Below are 17,022 nucleotides of genomic sequence, written 5' to 3'. Positions count from 1 at the left end.
CGTCACCGCCAAGTCACGTTCACCCTACGCCACTAACCCAAGCCGATTACTTTCCATGAGCAAGAAACCACTAGCCAAGAAGACCCACGAAGACGCCGTGAGCACCGCCAAAACCGACGAGCTGGCCCAGAACCGCGAAGACGGCTACGGCCAGTTTCTGACCACCAACCAGGGCCTGCGCATCAACGACGACCAGAATTCCCTGAAAGCCGGCGAGCGCGGCCCCACGCTGCTGGAAGACTTCATACTGCGCGAAAAAATCACGCATTTCGACCACGAGCGCATCCCCGAACGCGTGGTGCACGCCCGCGGCGTGGCCGCCCACGGCTACTTCGAAGCCTACGGCAACAACGCCAACCTGAGCCGCGCCGACTTCCTGCAGGCCGGCGTGCAAACGCCGGTGTTCACGCGCTTTTCCACGGTGGCCGGCTCGCGCGGGTCGTCGGATTTGGCGCGCGACGTGCGCGGGTTCGCCGTGAAATTCTACACCCAGGAAGGCGTTTTCGACCTTGTGGGCAACAATATTCCGGTGTTCTTCATCCAGGATGCCATCAAGTTTCCCGACTTCGTGCACGCCGTGAAGCCGGAGCCGCACAACGAGATTCCGCAGGCGGCCTCGGCTCACGACACCTTCTACGACTTTATTTCGACCAACCCCGAGAGCATGCATATGCTGCTCTGGGCCATGAGTGACCGCGCCCTGCCGCGCAGCCTGCGCATGATGGAAGGCTTCGGCGTACACACCTTCCGCCTCATCAACGAAGCCGGCAAGTCGCGCTTCGTAAAATTCCACTGGAAGCCCAAGCAGGGCGCGCACGCGGTGGCCTGGGAAGAAGCCCAGCAGATTTCGGGCAAAGACCCCGATTTCCACCGCCGCGACCTCTGGAACTGCATCGAAATGGGCGCTTACCCCGAGTGGGAACTGGGCGTGCAGGTGGTGGAGGAAGAAGACGAGCGCAAGTTCGATTTCGATATTCTGGACTCCACCAAGCTCATTCCCGAAGACCTAGTGCCCGTGCAGCTGCTGGGCAAGATGGTGCTCAACCGCAACGTCGACAACTTTTTTGCCGAAACCGAGCAGGTGGCCTTCCACCTCGGCCACGTGGTGCCGGGCATCGATTTTTCGAACGACCCGCTGCTGCAAGGCCGCTTGTTTTCCTACACCGACACCCAGCTCACGCGCCTCGGCGGCCCCAATTTCCACGAGATTCCGATTAACCGTTCCATTGCGCCCATTCACAACGGGCAGCGCGACGGGCACATGCGCCAAACCATCAACAAGGGCCAGACCAGCTACGGTCCCAACCTGCTGAACGACAACTTCCCGCAGCAAGCCAAGCGCAGCGAAGGCGGCTTCAATTCAGTGCATGAGCGAGTGGAAGGCCACAAAATCCGCCTGCGCAGCAAGAGCTTCGTGGACCACTACAGCCAGGCTAAATTATTCTGGAACAGCCAGTCCGATGCCGAAAAGATGCACATCGTGAAGGCCCTGCGTTTCGAGCTCAGCCACGTGCAGAAGGAGTTTGTGCGCACCCGCACGCTGATGCAGCTGGCCCAGATTGATAGCGACCTGGTGCGCCGCGTGGCCGAAGGCCTGGGCGTGACAGTCCCCTCGGCCGAGGGCGTGCAACTCAACCTGCAGGTAGGGGCCGATGCGGATGCCGCCTCGCTCCAGTCGAAACCCGCCGCCAGTAACATCGGCCAGGACTCGGCTCTGAGCATTGCCCCGGACGCCAAAATCAACCAAGGCAAAGCCAGCATCCAAACCCGCCACATTGCCATCCTGGCTACCGATGGCGCCGACGTGGCCGCCATTGGCGAACTCATGAAAATACTGATGGACCAAGGCGCGCAGACCGCCATTGTGGCCACGCACCTGGGCACCATCACGGGCGCGGGCGGCGAGGAGCTGCTGGTGAACGGCACCTTCCTCTCCACCGCTTCGGTGCTGTATGATGCGGTGTACGTGGCCGGTGGCGAGGCCAGCGTTGCTGTTCTCAAGCAGAACGCCGACGCCGTGCGCTTCGTGAACGAGGCCTTCCGCCACTGCAAGCCCATTGCGGCTTCGGGCGTGGGCATTGAGTTGCTGAAAGCCGCCGCCTACCCCGGGGCCGAGGATATTCTGAAAGCCGATGGCGTTGCAACCAGTCAGGACGCGCAGGTAAGTGGCTTGGCCACGCAGTTCATCGCGGCCATTGCCAAACACCGCTTCTGGAGCCGTGAGCTGAAGGCGATGCCGGCGTAGGTTCTGGGCCGAATGTAGGGAAAAGCCTGTCATGCCGCGTTGCGCCCGGCATGACGGGCTTTAATTTCCTGACATGCCCGCCGTTCCCGCCAGAACTTCCTTTCTTTGTGCATCAGCCGCCCGGGCTGGCACTCTCTCCTCCCCAATCCCCCTTTACTCTCATGGCTGCAATCAGCGATAAAAAAGTCGTCACCATCACCTACGACCTTAGCGTGACCGACGAAAACCAAGAAAAAGTATTGGTCGAATCGGCCGAAGCTGATGCGCCCATGGTATTCCTGTTCGGCCACAGCGGTCTGCCCGAAGACTTTGAAGCCCAGCTCAATGGCAAGAACCCCGGCGATGAGTTCCAGTTCAGCCTCACCCCGGAGCAGGCCTACGGCGACTATGACGAGCAGGCCCTGGTCGAAATCCCCAAAGACGTTTTCCTCATCGACGGCAAGCTGGACGAGGAAATGCTCCAGCCCGGCAACTTCCTGCCCATGGCCGACAACGAAGGCAACCACATGCAGGCTAAGGTGGTCAGCATCGGCGAATCGGCCGTAAAAATGGACTTCAACCACCCGCTGGCCGGCATGGTGATGCACTTCCACGGCAAGGTGCAGGACGTGCGCGATGCCACCGCCGAGGAGCTGGCTCACGGCCACGTGCACGGCGAAGGCGGCCACCAGCACTAATCGGTTCGACCGGCCATCAGCCAGCAGAACTGTCATTGCGAGGCCGCAGGCCGTGGCAATCCGTCCTGACAAAACCAGCCTCTTTCTTTATCGAAAAGCCCCGGCACTGCACAGTACCGGGGCTTTTCACATTATGTAGATTGGTCGGTGAGAACAAGACGGATTAGCTACGCTGACCTTCGGTTGTTTCGCTACGCTCGCAATGACAGCGCCACAAACGCCTGCAGCTCCGGGAAAAACGCCCGGAAATCAGCCTCATACGCCGCGTAATTCCGCTCCAGCTCCTCTACCGCCGTTTCCATGCCCGAGCCTGGCAGCGCCCGGCGGCTCAGGCCGCTGAGGGCCCGACCGACGCCTTCCATTTTGGCATAGCCCAGCAGCCAGTTGTGCTGCACGAGGTGGGGAAAGAACTGCTGCACACGCGGTGGCATCACGGCTTCATTAGCCGCCAGATTATCATAGACGCGGCGGGTAAAATCCGCCAGGGTTTCGGCTGAGTATTCGAGAAAATTGCGAGCCAGAAAATGGTCCAGAAACATATCCGAAATCACGCCGGCGTACTTGCCGTAGCCGGCTGCGCGCAGGCGCTGGGTGCTGCGGCGCACCACCGGGTGCTGGTCGGTAAAGGTGTCGATGGCGCGGTGCAGGCGGATGCCGGTTTGCACCGCGGGCGGGTATTTTTCGAGCTGCCGGCCGGGCACCGAGTCGGCAATGAAGTTGCCGAGCAGCACGTCGGCATAAGTGGCCGAAACCGGAGCGCCGGAAAGGAAAAGATGGGCCAGAAAGTTCATGATAACGGGCAAGGTACGGGCACGGCCGGGCTTTTATTCAACCCCGGCCGGCTGGCTGCCGTAAGCCCATACGCCGCCCACATGTTTTGGTCGCGGCCTATTCTTTCACCTCCCCAATTCTCTTTCCCATGTCCGAAAAGTCGCCCGTAACCCACGACCTGACCCAACTGTTCGATAAAATCAAAGACGTGCGCATGGCCATGCTCACCACCACCGACGAGCACGGCAGCCTGCACAGCCGCCCCATGGCCACCATCAAGCCTGGCAAAGACGGCGCCCTCTACTTCCTCACCGATTCAGAATCGGCCAAAGTCTACGAAATCAAAAAGGACAGCCAGGTGAACCTGAGCTATTCCGACCCGAGCGGCAACGTGTACGCTTCGGTGTCGGGCCGGGCCAATGCCTACCGCGACGAAGCCAAAATTGCCGAGCTCTGGAGCGAACCTATGCGCGGCTGGTTCCCAAAAGGCAAAGACGACCCGCACATCAACATCCTGAAAGTGGAGATTGAAAAAGCTGAATACTGGGACTCCCCCAGCAGCCTGCTGGTGCAGGCTTACGCCTACGTGCGCGCCGTAGTAACGGGCGAGCGCAGCAAGGACGATGACGTGAACCAGCACGCCCAGGTGCAGCCCAAGTAGGTTTTGAGCTTGTGATTCTGAAAGGCCGGAAGCAATTCCGGCCTTTTTTTGTTGCCAGAAACCCGCTGACCGGCGGCCGGCCCTTCCATTACTTCCATGCACCTCACCACCCTCACTGTTTTCACCCTGAAGCCCGGCCACCGGCGCTGGGCACTGGCCCAGATGGGCACCGCCCCCCCGCAATTGCAGCGCGTGCCGGGCCTGCGGTTTAGCAAGCTGCTGGGCAGCGGCGCAGCCAATGGCTTTGGGGCGTGGCCCAATTTCGACCGCTACGGCCTGATGGCCGTGTGGGAAGATGTGGCCTTTGCCGAAGCGTTTTTCAGCCGAAATGCCGTGTGGGCCGCCTACCAGCAACGCAGCGCCGAGCAGTGGACCGTGCACCTTGCCCCCATCAAATCCCAGGGCTTGTGGGATGGCAAAAACCCTTTCGACTATTACGCCAACCCGGTTTCGGGCCCGGCCGAAGCGCCCGTGGCCGTGCTCACCCGCGCCAGCATCCGTTGGCGCAAAGTGCCGCGTTTCTGGAAATTTGTGGAGCCCACCAGCGCCGCGCTGGCCCACGCTACGGGCGTGCGGGCGGCCATCGGGCTGGGCGAGCTGCCGCTGGTGCGGCAGGCCACGTTCAGCGTGTGGGAATCGGCCCGGGCCATGCAGGAATACGCGTATAAAGACGCCAAGCACCGCGAAGTCATCAAGCTCACGCGCCGCGAAAACTGGTACGCCGAGGAGCTGTTTGCCCGCTTCCAGGTGCTGAGCAGCGAGGGCACAATCGATGGCCGGGAGCCGCTGGCGGGGCTGATGACGAGGCCGGGCTAATCGCCCAGATTGTAGCGGTGCAGCCAGGCGCGGCCATTAGCCGTGAGCTCGTGGTCTGGGTCGGCCTCCACCTGCACGCCCGCCGGATGCGCAATAATTCGCTCGCCGGGCCCCGTGTACCAGGTAACATTGCCCGGCGTAGCGCCGGAGGCGGTGATTACCTGATTGCGGCCGCCGCCATCGTACAGGCGCACGGCAATGCCCTGCGGCAAAGCGCCGCGCAGCTCAAACACGTCGTCTCCGCCCAGGCCGTAAAGGTCGAGCTGGGGGGTGATTTTTCGGTTGAAGGTGCGGTCCACAACCAAGCTGTCGGACCGGCCGGGGCGCCGGGCCAGCAGCTGCACGCGCAGGCTGCCGCCCACTTCGCTCAGGATGAATCGTTCGGCCTGGTCGGTACCAATCAGCCAAGCCTGCTTGTTCAGCAGGGCGTAATACTGCTGGGCCACGGCCGGCAGCTGCTCGCGCCGGGAGCGCAGCATGGGCACGAATTTGGCTGCCAGGCTGGCCCGCATTTCGGCCGGGCCGGAGTTGAAGGCCTGGGCCAGCACGGCATCGCTCAGGCTGGCCCGAACAGAATCGGCCACTTCCCGGAAATCATTCGCGCTGAGGCTGGTGAGCAGGGTGCGGTCGAGGGCGCGGGCTGTGGTGGTGAGGCCGTCCACATTTTCCAGCCGGATGGTGGCCCGAAAAGTCTGATACTTGGGCGCAAACCACGACACCAGCCGCGTCACCAAGCCATCATCAAACAGAAAAAATGCTTGGTCGCGGTCGCGCGGCACGGGCCGAAACGCCCGCCGCCCCGCCTGCGGAAACGCGGCCCAGCGCCACTGGTCTTCGCGGCGGCTCCAGTCGCCCACCAGCATGTCGAGCAGACGCGCGCGCAGAAAGGCCCGGGCGGGCACGTGGGCGCTGGGCCAGCGGCGCAGAGCGGCCAGCATGTGGGCCGAGTTCACCACGCGGGGCGCGTGGCCGAAGCTGGCCACCCCGCTCTGGTCGCCGTCGGGCCGCTCCTCAAACAGGTACAGCGCATTGGCGTAGCTGGCTTTGAACTTGCCCAGGCCAGCATCCTGTCCCACAAATACCAGCCGGGGGTTGGCGTGCAGCACGCCGGCTGCCTCGGCCAGGCAGGCCGCCGGGTAGGCCCCGAACGGCTGGGTGGCGCTGGTCTGGTCCTTGAGCAGGCCGCGCAGCAGGTTCCGTTTCCAGCCGGGGCTGAGCGCGGCGCTCATGTCCTTGTCCACCGAGCGCAGCACGTACTCGCGACCATCGGGGGCGCACAGGCGCAGGGTGTGGCTCTGGTAGCTGCCGCCGGCCTGCAGGGGCACCAGCCCGCCGGGCACGGCCGTGGCCAGGCTCAGCACCGGCACCGTCACCGGCGTGGCCCACACGCTGCGGTAGTGTTTCCCAAAAAAGAAATTCCAGACGGTGCTGCGGGCATATTGCGGCCCGGCCGCCAGCCGGACGGTGGTCGAATCGGCGCTCCATTGCGGCATTGCCGCGCCGGGGGCTTTGGGGTTGGCGCAGCTCCCCAAAATTGCCGCGGCTGCGCCCGCCCACAGGCTCCGTGCCCACGGCCCCCATTCAGTATTCATACCCGGCATAAGCAGCAATTTTCCAAAACTACGGAGCACCCAGCGGGGCTAACAAGCAAGTATTTGTCGACAGTAGAAGCTGTCAGGCAATGAGTCGAAACCACCCACCGCCCACCTTTACGGGGAAGCTGCGTTAAAGGCTCATTCGCGCTTGCCGCTTTTTCCGAATGCCTGATTCTTTTGTTCATTGCCCCGGTTTTTGCCCGCGCCTGCTGGTGCTGCTGGGCCTGGGGCTGACCGTCGGCGGCTGCGCCCGCCACAACTACTTTCAGCCCGATGCCCGCGTGGGCCCGGGCAGTACGGCCGCCTTGCCAGGCCCGGCCGACTCGGTGCTGGCCACGGCCGGCCGCCAATACAACCGCCACTCCAAGTTTTATCAGTTTTTTCTGGGCCGCCACTACCGCCGCGTGTGGGCCGCCCCGGTCAAGGTTGCCGTGCTGGACCTAGCCACCGCCGCACCGGGCGGACTTACGGCGGGCAAGGCCGGCGGCGGTTACCAAAGTATCAGCATGACCCTGGAAGGCGCCGGGAAGCGCGAATACGCCCTGCGCGCCCTCGACAAGGAGCCCTACAAAACCCTGCCGCTGGTGCTGCGCCACACCTTCGTGCTCAACGTGGTGCGCGATGCTACCTCGGCCGCCATCCCGTACGGTGCGCTTACGGTGCCGCCGCTGGCGCAGGCGGCCGGCGTGCCCCACACCCGCCCGCGCCTGGTGTACGTGCGCCCCGATGAAACCGGCCTGGGCGAGTCCTCGGCCCGGTTTCAGGGCAAGCTGGCGCTGCTCGAAGAAAAGTATAACAACCCCGCCGCACGCACGCCCGACCTGGCCGCGGCCGTCGATTTTGACGGCGGCGAGGCCATGCTGAAAAAGGTGTACCACCACCCTTCTTATTTTATCGACCAGCCCGCCTTCCTGCGCGCCCGCCTGCTCGATGTGTGGCTCGGCGACTGGGACCGCCACGAGGCGCAGTGGACCTGGGCGCAGTTTCCCGAAGTCGGGGGCCGCGTGCGCTACGTCGGCATTCCGAAGGACCGCGACCAGGTATATTTTCGGTTCGATGACGGGGTGATTCCCTGGCTGGCGGCTCGGCCGTTCATTGCGCCGCAGTTCCAGACGTTTCGCAACCAGTACAACAACATGGCCGGACTGGTATTCCAAGCCAAGTTTATCGACGAGCGCGGCCTCTCGGCCATGACGCGGGCCGATTTCCAGCGCACCGCCCGCGACCTGCAGCGCCGCCTGCCCGATTCCGTGATTGACCGCGCCCTGCACCGCCTGCCGCCCGCCGTGTTTGCCCTCGAAGGGGCCCGCCTCGGCAACGCCCTGAAGGCCCGGCGCGAAACCCTGCCGCAGGCGGCCGAAGAATATTACCTCACCCTGGCCCACGAGCCCACGCTGGGCGGCACGGCCGAGGCCGAGCGGTTTGTGGTGCACCGCTACGCCGATTCTACTACCGTGCGGGTGTTTTCCAAAGCCCTGAGCCAGCTTTCGGCCGGCGACTCCCTCCGGTTCCGGCGCACGTATTTCACTGCCGAAACCAAGACGCTGAGCCTCGACGGCCTGGGCGGCGACGACGTATTCGAAGTAACTACCACCGCAGCCCACCGGCCCATGCCCGTGCTGCTCTACGGTGGCGAAGGCCACGACCAATTGTTGCTGCAAGGCAGCAGCCGGCGGCTCAAACTCTTCGACGAAGCCTCCGACATGACCGCCGCCGGCAGCCACCGCCCCAGCCTGCCCAGAAAGAAACACCGCGCCTACAATCGGCTCAACGATGATTAATGGTGCCTCCTGCCAAAATCGGCCAGCCTTTTTCAGCCCCCTCCCGTTCAAAGCCCAACCCTATTACGCTGCTTGCTCCTGATGCCTCTCCGTTTGCGCTTTTATACATTGTTGGGAGGCGTACTGGCTGGGCTACTCGGCACCGGCTGCGTGCGCAGGCAGTTTTTCCAGCCCGATGCCCGGCTTGATGCCACCGCGCCCCTGCCCGCTTCGGCCGACAGCGTGCACGGCGCCACCGCCGGTCGGCAATACGCCCGCCACGGCGGCCTCTACAACGCGCTGGTGGGCCGCCACCACCGCCCCACCTGGGCCGCTCCGGTGGCCGCACCGGTACTGCGCCTGACCAGCGCACACCCCGGCGGCCTCACGCCCGGCAAAGTGGGCGGCGGCTTCAACAGCACCAGCCTGAACCTGACCGGCACCGACGGCCGCGCCTACGTGGTGCGCACCGTGGACAAGGACCCCATCCGGGCCACGCCGGAACTGGTGCGGGGTACTTTTTTGGTGAATGTGCTGCGCGATAACATCTCCTCCACCAATCCCTACGCGGCGCTGGTGGTGCCGCCGCTGGCGGCCGCCACCGGAGTACCCCACGCTTCGCCGCGCCTGTTCTACGTGCGGGCCGACGACCCGTCATTTCAGACCGATTCGTTGCGGCACTTCCGGGGCCAGCTGGCTTATCTGGAGGAAAAAGCAGCCCCCACCACCCCGCCGCCCGCTGCCGTTATCAACAGCACCAAGGCCTTTGCCGCCGCTTTCGCCAGCCCCGAGCAGCGCTTCGCTCCGACCGACCTGCTGCGCGCCCGCCTGCTGGATGGCTGGCTGGGCGACTGGGACCGGCACCCCGGCCAGTGGAGCTGGGCCGTGGTCCGGCCTACCGAAGCCGGCCCCGCCACGCTGGCGCCGCTGCCCAAAGACCGCGACATGGTCCTCTACCGCCTCGATGATGGCGTGCTGGGCTGGCTCATCGGCCACGTATTTCTGCGGCACTGGGCCACCTTTGCTCCTCAGTTTAAGAATCCAGCGGGGCTGATGTCCTCCGGCCACTACCTCGACCAGCGTATATTGAATGGCCTGAGCCGGGCACAGTTTCAGGCCGCCGCCGTGGCCATGCAGCAGCGCCTGCCCGATACACTCATTGCCCGGGCAGTGCGCCGGCTGCCAGCGTCAGCGTTCGCCCTGGAAGGCGCGCGCACTATCGCGGCCCTGCAAGCCCGCCGCGCCGCCCTGCCCGCTCTGGCCGACGGCTTTTACCTGGGACTAGCCAAGCGCCCGCGCATTGGCGGCACGGCGCGGGCCGAGCGGTTCACCATCCGACGCTATGCCGATTCGACAGTGGTAATCGTAGAGCCACTGGCGACCGGCACTACCGCCCCACTTCTGCGCCGCGCCTTTTTGCCGGCCGAAACCCGGCTCATTCAGTTGGAAGGACTGGCGGGCGACGATGTTTTCACCGTGGAAGCGCATGGCGCGAAACCCGCCAGCAAGCCCGCTATCCGCATCTACGGCGGCGCGGGCCACGACGAGTTTCGCGCCGCCGGTGGCAGCCGGGGCATTCGCTTCACGCAGGAAAGCGCACCGGCCAAGCGCGCCTATGACAAGCCGCCGGAGGAATAGTCCTCCAAGCGCTTGCTGTACTGCCCCAAGCAGCCGCTGGCCAGATGTAACAGGCCTTTTATCTCGTCAGTAACCTGACCCTAGGCTGGCTGGCGCAGAGCTTCCAGCATTTTGTCGGGGGTGATGGGCAGGCTGCGCAGCCGCCGGCCGGTGGCGTGGTAGATGGCGTTGGCCACGGCCGCCGAGGTGCCCACAATGGAGATTTCGCCGATGCCCTTCACGCCCATGGCGTTGATGTAGGGGTCTTTCTCGTCGACGAACTCAACGGTCATCTCCGGAATGTCGGCGTTCACGCACACGTGGTAGTCGGCCAGACTGGCGTTGGTGTAGCGGGCTAGATGGGGGTCGCGCACAGTGCCCTCCATCAGGGCCGCGCCAATGCCCATGATGGCCCCGCCCATAATCTGCGAGCGGGCCGTTTTGGGGTTCAGGATGCGGCCACCCCCGATGACGCTCACCCAGCGCTTGACGCGCACGGTGCCCAGGTCGGGGTCGACGTGCACCTCGCAGAAGTGCGCTCCGAACGAGTGCATCGAGTGTCCGGCCGCATCGTCTTTGCCGCCAGCCGCGTCCTGCTTGGCATTGAGCGCGGCCTGCGCCGACTCGTAGCCCGCCCCGTAGCGGCCGGTGGCGCTGCCTTCCAGGTCGGTCATCATGGCCCGTTTCATTATCTCGGCAAAGCCTTCGCCCTTAGCCGGGTTGGCCTTGAGCTGCAAGCGCCCCCCGTTGGCCTCTATATCAGTAGGCTTAGCCCCGAAGAGTGGCGACTTCTTGTCCATTACCGCCACTTTGGTGAGTTTCTGCCACACGTCCTGCGCCGCCAGATACACCGACGACGACACCGTACCGGCCGCCATCGAGCCGCCCGAGACGATGGTGCTGGGCAGTTGGCTGTCGCCCAGTTCGAAGCGGATATTCTCCGGCGCGAGGCCCAGCGCGTCGGCCGCCGTTTGGGTGATGACGGTGTAGGTGCCGGTGCCAAGGTCGGTGGCCGCGGCCTGCACCACGGCGTGGCCGTCGGCGTAGAGGCGCACGCGGGCGTTGCCCTGCCCGCTGTGCACGGGGTAAGTGCCCGAGGCCATGCCGTAGCCCACCAAGAGCTTGCCCTGGCGCATCTGCCCGTTTTTGGGATTGCGCTTGGCCCAGCCAAACAGCTCGGCCCCGCGGGCGTAGCATTCCTTCAGGCTCTTGCTGCTCCAGGGCTTGCCGGTGCTGGGGTCGCGGTCGGCGTAGTTGAGCAGGCGAATTTGCAGCGGGTCTACCCCCACGCGGTAGGCCAAATCATCCATCAGGCTCTCGATGGCGAACGAGCCGGGGGCCTCGCCGGGCGCGCGCATAAAGGTGCTGGTCATCACGTTGGCCTTCGCCAGCTTGGCCGTGGCCTCAAAAGCGGGGCAGGCGTAGAGCAGGTCCACTATTTTGCTGTTCGTTTCGGCGTAGGCATCCCAGGGCGAGGTGGTCGAAGTTTTCTCGTGCAGCAGCGCCAGCAGCTTGCCCTCCGAAGTGGCGCCCAGGCGCAGGGTCTGGTCCTGGTCTTCGCGGTGGCCCATGCCCGTGAACTGCTGCGGGCGGGTGAGCACCAGCTTCACCGGCCGGCCCATGGCCCGCGCCGCCTGCGCGGCCAGCACCGTGTGGGGCCACACGCTGCCCTTGCAGCCAAAGCCGCCCCCCAGAAACTTGTTCACTACCCGCACCTGGTCGGCCGACAGGCCCAGCATCACGCTCAGCGCCTGCTGCGTCCATACAATGCCCTGGGTGGCATCATACACGGTGAGGCGGTCGGGCGCTTCCCAGTGGGCTGTGGTCGCGCCCGGCTCCATCGGGTTGTGGTGATTGATGGCGTGCTCATACGTAGCGGTGAGTTGGATGGGCGCCCCGGCGAAAGCCGCCTGCGCGTTGCCGCGCGGCTTGGGCAGCTGGGCCGCCCGGCCTTCTTTAGGTTTAAACTCCTCCGCCTTCGGGTCGCGGAACGAGGCCACGGGAGTTTCGGGCGATATTTGCACCCGCAGCAGCGCGGCCGCGTGCTGGGCGCGCTCTAGGGTGTCGGCCACCACAATGGCCACCGGCTGCGCGGCATAATGCACCTGGTCGGAAGTAAGCGGTAGGAAGCCCATGTGCGCCCCCGGCCCCATCGCCTGCTGGTCCTGAGGGTTGTTGGGCGTTTTGGCCAGCTTCGGGATGTTCTCGTGGGTGATGATGGCCAGCACGCCCGGCACCTGCCGGGCCGCGCTCACGTCGAAGCCCGTGATACGGCCCCGGGCCACGTCGCTGGTTTTGAGCACGGCGTGTACCAGGCCCGGCAGCTGGTTGTACTCGGCCGAGTATTTGGCCGCGCCCGTCACCTTGGCGCGGCCGTCCACGCGGCTCAGGGGCTGGCCTACTACGCCGGCTTTGGGGTTGGTATCAGCAAAATTCGGCTCCATTTCCATAACGTACTTTCAATGAGGGTGAATGCGGCGCTGAATCAGCCCGCTAGCCGGCTACTTCCTGCAAGGCCCGCACCAGCGTGTTCTGGACCAAGTCCACCTTGTAGGCGTTTTCCTTGCGGGGCTGCGCCTCGCGCAGCGCGGCGGCCGCGGCGGCTCGGAACGTGGCCTCAGTGGCGGGCTGGCCGGTCAACACTTTTTCGGCCTCGCGCGAGCGCCAGGGCTGCGCGCCCACCCCGCCCAGGGCCACCCGGGCGGTACGGATGGTGCCGCCCTGCACGTCCAAGCCCACCGCGGCCGAGGCCAGGGCGTAGGCGTAGCTGCTGCGCTCGCGCACCTTCAGGTAGGTGGAGCGCTGGGCGTGGGCGGCCTGGGGAATTGTGACGGCCACGATTAACTCGCCCGGTTCCAGCACATTCTCTTTGTGCGGCGTGCGGCCCGGCAGCAGGTAAAATTCGGTTATGGGCACGCGGCGCTGCTTGCCCTTGGCATTTTCCAGCGTTAGCACGGCATCCAGCGCGGCCAAGGCCACCGCCAAGTCGCCGGGATAAGCGGTGGCGATGCAGCTCTCGCTCACCCCTAGCACGGCCAGGTTGTGGTTGTCGCCCTCCAGCGCCGGGCAGCCCGAGCCGGGCACCCGCTTGTTGCACGGAAAGGCCGCGTCGCGGAAGTAGCCGCAGCGGGTGCGCTGCAGCAGGTTACCGCCAATGCTGGCCATGTTGCGCAGCTGCGGCGAGGCGGCCAGCAGCAGGGATTTTGACACGGCCGGGTAGCCCTGCACCACCAACGGGTGCTCGCCCACGGCGCTCATGCGCGCCATTGCCCCAATGCGCAGCCCGTCCGGGGTTTGCTCGATGGCGGTGAGGGGCAGCGGGTTCACGTCGACCAGGTGCGGGGGCGCCAGCAGGTTGGCCTTCATCAGGTCCAGCAACGTGGTGCCACCGGCCAGGTAGGTGGCGGTGGGCTGGTCTTTGAGCAGGCCGGTGGCCTCCTTGGCCGTGGCGGCGGCGGTGTAGCTAAAGTCGTTCATGGAATAGCCTGTGTTAGCCTTTTGCTTGTTGCGTCGCCACCTCGCGCACGGCGGCCAGAATGTTGGCGTAGGCCCCGCAGCGGCAGAGGTTGCCGCTCATCCACTCGCGGGCCTGGTCGTCGGTGGTGGCGTGCCCTTCCTTCACGCAGGCCACGCCGCTCATAATCTGGCCTGGGGTGCAGTAGCCGCACTGAAAGCCGTCGTGCTTCAGGAAAGCCTCCTGCATGGGGTGCAGCGCCTCGCCCTGGGCCAGGCCCTCGATGGTAGTAATCTCCTTGCCCTGAGTGGTGATGGCCAGCGTCAGGCAGCTGTTCACGCGCTGGCCGTCCACGAGCACCGTGCAGGCCCCGCATTGGCCGTGGTCGCAGCCCTTTTTGGTGCCCGTCAGGTCCAGGCGCTCGCGCAGCGCGTCGAGCAACGTCACGCGCGGCTCGGCCTGCACCGTGCGGGGCTGGCCGTTGATGCGCAGCGTGAGGGTGGTGACGCCCGTGGTGGTTTTGGAATAGGCGGTGAGGCGCTCGGCCTGCCCGGCCAGCGGCGCCGCCAGCGCAAAGCCGAAAATGCCGCCCGCCTGCTTCATGAACGTGCGGCGCGAGTCGTCGGCCGGCTGCGGGGCGTCGGAGGCCGGAAAAAGGTCTTCTTGCATGGCGTGTATTAATAAGTCAGGGAAAGGCTCACCGGCTCAGGGCCGCTTTACCGCGGGGTGGGCAGCCCGGCAAAGCACTGGGCCGCTGCCATTACCCGTAAGAAATATAACCAAAATAAGGAAAAGGCATTCTCTTTTCATTATTCCTTATGCTTGTCAAGGCCTCGGCACTAACTCCTAACTGCCGGCCCCGCAGGGATGTTTAATCCCTGCTCACCAAACCGCCCGGCCGGACCTTCGTTCCGGGGCCTTCGCGACAACACAAAGCTCTGGCTGCACCCATGAGGCCGCGTTATAGAAATCAAAGCAATAAGTACAAAAATCAAACAAGCCGGCCGGCCCTCACGCCTGCTCCAGCATTTTCAGCACCAGCCGCTCCACGGGTGTCAGGGGGTCGTCGGCCTTTGCTTCGGCATCGTGCTTGCGCAAAAATTCAATCAACTGGCCCGATTTGAACAGCTCCACCACCTGCGGGTGGATGTAGTATTTTGAGCACACCGTAGGCGTATTGCCCAGGCCAGTGGCCACTTCCTTCACGGCTTTTTTGATGACTTTTTCGGGGGCCAAATCCGGTTCCTCGTTCAGCACGGCTTCCAGGCAGCTCACCATTTTCACGGTGCCGCCCCAGGTGCGGAAGTCCTTGGCCGAGAGCTGCAAGCCGGTGTGGCGGTGCAGGTAGTCGTTCACATCGCCCGATTCCAGGGCGTGGCGCTGCCCATCGGCCGAGTAAAACTGGAACAGGTGCTGGCCCGGAATTTCCTTGCACTTGCGCACCAGCCGCGCCAGCTTGGCATCGTGCAGGGTCACATCATGCGGCACGCCTTTTTTGCCCACGAAACTGAAATTCACGTCCGCGCCGTGGATAGCCACGTGCTTGTCCTGCAGGGTACTCAAGCCGTAGCTGGGCTTCGATTTGCCGTTTTTCTTCGCGTACTCCTTGTTGCCGACGCGGATAAACGACTGGTCCATGAGCGTGAGCACCAGGGCCACCACTTTTTCGCGGTCGAGGGCAGCGCGGCGCAGGTCTTTGCTGAGCTGCTCGCGCAACGGCCCCAGCTTTTCGCCGAAGGTGCGCAGGCGCGAAAACTTGGTGAGGCTGCGCATTTCGTCCCAAGCCGGGTGGTAGCGGTACTGCTTGCGGCCCAGGCTGTCTTTGCCCGTCACCTGCAAATGCGTGGTGGCGGAAGGCGAAATCCAGACCTCCGTCCAGGCCGGCGGAATTACGAAGCTGCTGATGCGGGCCAGCGTTTTCGGGTCGGTTATTTTCTGGCCTTTGGGGTCGTGGTACACAAAGTTGCCGCTGCGGGTAGGCTTGCGCGTCAGGCCGGGGCCGCTGTCGGTGGCGTAGCGCAGGCCCGCCATTTCGGCCTGCCGGGCGGGGTCTTTGTACACAATATGCGCCTCATCCTGGGGCAGAAGCTGCTTTTTGCGGGTTTTGGGGTAGGCGGTGGTGGTGGGCATGGGTGGGCGGGTAAGCGCGGGGAATTCAAGCGTCGAGCTTCTACGGGAAAAGGTGCCAGCGCGGCTGCCTTACTCTACTGCCGCTGGCGCGCCAGACCCACCCAAAGCCTTGCGCTACCAACGCTACAACCTGTCGGCCGTAGGTTTGTCCCATGAAGCTGCCTGCTGCCCTATCCAATTTTTCCGAGTGGACCGACCATCTATATACCCGCTTTTCGGCCCGGCGTGGCTGGCTGCGGCCCCTGCTAATCGACGCCTACCGCAGCTACGGCACCACCACGAAGTTCTACATCAAAGGCCGCCTGCTGGCCGACCCCGGCCTAGTGGCCGCCACCGCCACCGATTCCGGCTGGCGCAACTTCCGCAGCATGGTGCGGCGCTTCAACAGCCGCGAAGTAGCGGGGGCCGACCTCGTGGCCGAACTGCCCGACGGCAGCCAGCACCTCGTCACCACCGACGACGAAGGCTATTTCACCCTCGTCATCGAGCCGCAGGCGCTGCCCGCGCCCGTGGCCTACCTCTGGTACCCGGTGCCGGTGCGCGTGGCCCGGCTGCCCCGGTTCCTCAAGCTGCCTCACAAGGCTATTGCCACCGAGGCCGCCGTGCTGGTGCCGCCCGCCAGCGCCGAGTTCGGCGTGATTTCCGACCTCGACGACACGGTATTCGAAACCAGCGCCACCAATATTTTCAAGATGCTGGGCCGCGTGCTGTTCAGCAATGCCCAATCGAAACAGCCCTTCGAGGGCGTGGCCGAGTTTTACCGCCGGCTCCAGCACGGCCGCACCGGCCGGCCCGACAACCCGTTTTTCTTCGTGAGCAGCAGCCCCTGGAACCTCTACGATATGCTGGCCGAGTTTCTGCGGCTGCACGAAATACCCACCGGTCCGCTCCTGCTGCGCGACCTCAGCATTGCCCGCCCCAAAACCACGCCCCCGCCCGGCGTCACGGGCTCGGCCGCCATCCACTTCGCCCACAAGCTGCACGAAATCGACGACATTCTCACTACCTACCCCGCCCTGCCCTTTGTGCTCTGCGGCGACAGCGGACAGGAAGACGCTCGTATCTATCGCGAAGTGGTGCGCCGCCACCCCGGCCGCATCCGCGCCATCTACATCCGCGACGTGCAGGTGCCCGAGCGGGCCGCTCTGGTCGGGCCCATTATTGAGGAGCTGGGCCGGGAAGGCGTGCCCATGCTGCTGGTGGCTGATTATGCCACGGCGGCGGCGCACGCGGCGGGGCTGGGGCTGGTGGTATAGGCCGCCGGGCAAAACGCATTTCGCCCGCCAACGGCTCTTG

General features: G+C 64.7%; 13 protein-coding genes. 7 read left to right on the top strand and 6 right to left on the bottom strand.

Annotated features, from left to right (window positions below):
• Nucleotides 1-55 precede the first annotated feature (55 nt).
• Together I7X13_RS03060 and I7X13_RS03055 are read left to right on the top strand one after the other, a co-directional pair.
• Nucleotides 56-2,245, top strand: coding sequence for a catalase (locus I7X13_RS03060; protein WP_198074300.1), 2,190 nt, complete (start codon nt 56-58; stop codon nt 2,243-2,245).
• 161 nt (nt 2,246-2,406) lie between these two features.
• Nucleotides 2,407-2,922 carry an FKBP-type peptidyl-prolyl cis-trans isomerase gene (locus tag I7X13_RS03055; RefSeq protein WP_198074299.1) on the top strand — a complete coding sequence of 172 codons (516 nt, stop codon included), beginning with the start codon at nt 2,407-2,409 and terminating at the stop codon, nt 2,920-2,922.
• A gap of 191 nt (nt 2,923-3,113) precedes the next feature.
• Here the strand turns inward: I7X13_RS03055 and I7X13_RS03050 are convergent, their stop codons facing one another.
• Nucleotides 3,114-3,713, bottom strand: coding sequence for an acyl carrier protein phosphodiesterase (locus I7X13_RS03050; protein ID WP_198074298.1), 600 nt, complete (start codon nt 3,711-3,713; stop codon nt 3,114-3,116).
• A 128-nt stretch (nt 3,714-3,841) separates the two neighbouring features.
• Here I7X13_RS03050 and I7X13_RS03045 point away from each other — a divergent pair, with 128 nt between their 5' ends.
• Together I7X13_RS03045 and I7X13_RS03040 are read left to right on the top strand one after the other, a co-directional pair.
• The gene (locus I7X13_RS03045) at nt 3,842-4,354 is read left to right on the top strand and encodes a pyridoxamine 5'-phosphate oxidase family protein (protein ID WP_198068291.1); all 513 of its coding nucleotides are present in this window, start codon (nt 3,842-3,844) and stop codon (nt 4,352-4,354) included.
• A 96-nt stretch (nt 4,355-4,450) separates the two neighbouring features.
• Nucleotides 4,451-5,170 carry a spheroidene monooxygenase gene (locus tag I7X13_RS03040; protein ID WP_198074297.1) on the top strand — a complete coding sequence of 240 codons (720 nt, stop codon included), beginning with the start codon at nt 4,451-4,453 and terminating at the stop codon, nt 5,168-5,170.
• On the opposite strand, the gene I7X13_RS03035 is transcribed toward I7X13_RS03040, so the two are convergent.
• Entirely contained in the window at nt 5,167-6,762 is a 1,596-nt protein-coding gene (locus tag I7X13_RS03035) for a hypothetical protein (protein ID WP_198074296.1), read from the bottom strand. The two genes, I7X13_RS03040 and I7X13_RS03035, sit on opposite strands and share 4 nt — an antisense overlap.
• A gap of 167 nt (nt 6,763-6,929) precedes the next feature.
• Here I7X13_RS03035 and I7X13_RS03030 point away from each other — a divergent pair, with 167 nt between their 5' ends.
• Together I7X13_RS03030 and I7X13_RS03025 are read left to right on the top strand one after the other, a co-directional pair.
• Nucleotides 6,930-8,546: a hypothetical protein gene (locus tag I7X13_RS03030; protein ID WP_198074295.1), complete on the top strand. Its 1,617-nt coding sequence runs from the start codon at nt 6,930-6,932 to the stop codon at nt 8,544-8,546.
• Between the two features lie 81 nt (nt 8,547-8,627).
• Entirely contained in the window at nt 8,628-10,163 is a 1,536-nt protein-coding gene (locus tag I7X13_RS03025; RefSeq protein ID WP_198074294.1) for a hypothetical protein, read from the top strand.
• An 80-nt stretch (nt 10,164-10,243) separates the two neighbouring features.
• Here the strand turns inward: I7X13_RS03025 and I7X13_RS03020 are convergent, their stop codons facing one another.
• The 4 genes from I7X13_RS03020 to I7X13_RS03005 all read right to left on the bottom strand — a co-directional run bounded on the left by I7X13_RS03020 (nt 10,244) and on the right by I7X13_RS03005 (nt 15,726).
• Nucleotides 10,244-12,586: a xanthine dehydrogenase family protein molybdopterin-binding subunit gene (locus I7X13_RS03020; RefSeq protein WP_233454643.1), complete on the bottom strand. Its 2,343-nt coding sequence runs from the start codon at nt 12,584-12,586 to the stop codon at nt 10,244-10,246.
• A 49-nt stretch (nt 12,587-12,635) separates the two neighbouring features.
• The gene (locus I7X13_RS03015) at nt 12,636-13,619 is read right to left on the bottom strand and encodes an FAD binding domain-containing protein (RefSeq protein WP_198074292.1); all 984 of its coding nucleotides are present in this window, start codon (nt 13,617-13,619) and stop codon (nt 12,636-12,638) included.
• Nucleotides 13,620-13,632: 13 nt separating this feature from the next.
• Complete coding sequence (locus tag I7X13_RS03010; RefSeq protein WP_198074291.1) at nt 13,633-14,265, bottom strand: (2Fe-2S)-binding protein; 633 nt, start codon at nt 14,263-14,265, stop codon at nt 13,633-13,635.
• A gap of 342 nt (nt 14,266-14,607) precedes the next feature.
• On the bottom strand, nt 14,608-15,726 hold the full coding sequence (locus I7X13_RS03005) for a DNA topoisomerase IB (protein ID WP_198074290.1): 1,119 nt from the start codon (nt 15,724-15,726) through the stop codon (nt 14,608-14,610).
• 152 nt (nt 15,727-15,878) lie between these two features.
• Here I7X13_RS03005 and I7X13_RS03000 point away from each other — a divergent pair, with 152 nt between their 5' ends.
• Entirely contained in the window at nt 15,879-16,982 is a 1,104-nt protein-coding gene (locus I7X13_RS03000; protein ID WP_198074289.1) for an App1 family protein, read from the top strand.
• Nucleotides 16,983-17,022: the final 40 nt, after the last annotated feature.

Source organism: Hymenobacter negativus, from assembly GCF_016056375.1.
GTDB classification, from domain to species: Bacteria; Bacteroidota; Bacteroidia; order Cytophagales; family Hymenobacteraceae; genus Hymenobacter; species Hymenobacter negativus_A.
This window is presented reverse-complemented; position numbering and strand designations above follow the sequence as displayed.

What these genes read in the sequence shown, in the direction of transcription:
- I7X13_RS03060 (WP_198074300.1), top strand. Translation starts at nt 56, where the DNA reads ATGAGCAAGAAACCACTAGCCAAGAAGACCCACGAAGACGCCGTGAGC.
- I7X13_RS03055 (WP_198074299.1), top strand. Translation starts at nt 2,407, where the DNA reads ATGGCTGCAATCAGCGATAAAAAAGTCGTCACCATCACCTACGACCTT.
- I7X13_RS03050 (WP_198074298.1), bottom strand. Translation starts at nt 3,713, where the DNA reads ATGAACTTTCTGGCCCATCTTTTCCTTTCCGGCGCTCCGGTTTCGGCC.
- I7X13_RS03045 (WP_198068291.1), top strand. Translation starts at nt 3,842, where the DNA reads ATGTCCGAAAAGTCGCCCGTAACCCACGACCTGACCCAACTGTTCGAT.
- I7X13_RS03040 (WP_198074297.1), top strand. Translation starts at nt 4,451, where the DNA reads ATGCACCTCACCACCCTCACTGTTTTCACCCTGAAGCCCGGCCACCGG.
- I7X13_RS03035 (WP_198074296.1), bottom strand. Translation starts at nt 6,762, where the DNA reads ATGAATACTGAATGGGGGCCGTGGGCACGGAGCCTGTGGGCGGGCGCA.
- I7X13_RS03030 (WP_198074295.1), top strand. Translation starts at nt 6,930, where the DNA reads ATGCCTGATTCTTTTGTTCATTGCCCCGGTTTTTGCCCGCGCCTGCTG.
- I7X13_RS03025 (WP_198074294.1), top strand. Translation starts at nt 8,628, where the DNA reads ATGCCTCTCCGTTTGCGCTTTTATACATTGTTGGGAGGCGTACTGGCT.
- I7X13_RS03020 (WP_233454643.1), bottom strand. Translation starts at nt 12,586, where the DNA reads ATGGAGCCGAATTTTGCTGATACCAACCCCAAAGCCGGCGTAGTAGGC.
- I7X13_RS03015 (WP_198074292.1), bottom strand. Translation starts at nt 13,619, where the DNA reads ATGAACGACTTTAGCTACACCGCCGCCGCCACGGCCAAGGAGGCCACC.
- I7X13_RS03010 (WP_198074291.1), bottom strand. Translation starts at nt 14,265, where the DNA reads ATGCAAGAAGACCTTTTTCCGGCCTCCGACGCCCCGCAGCCGGCCGAC.
- I7X13_RS03005 (WP_198074290.1), bottom strand. Translation starts at nt 15,726, where the DNA reads ATGCCCACCACCACCGCCTACCCCAAAACCCGCAAAAAGCAGCTTCTG.
- I7X13_RS03000 (WP_198074289.1), top strand. Translation starts at nt 15,879, where the DNA reads ATGAAGCTGCCTGCTGCCCTATCCAATTTTTCCGAGTGGACCGACCAT.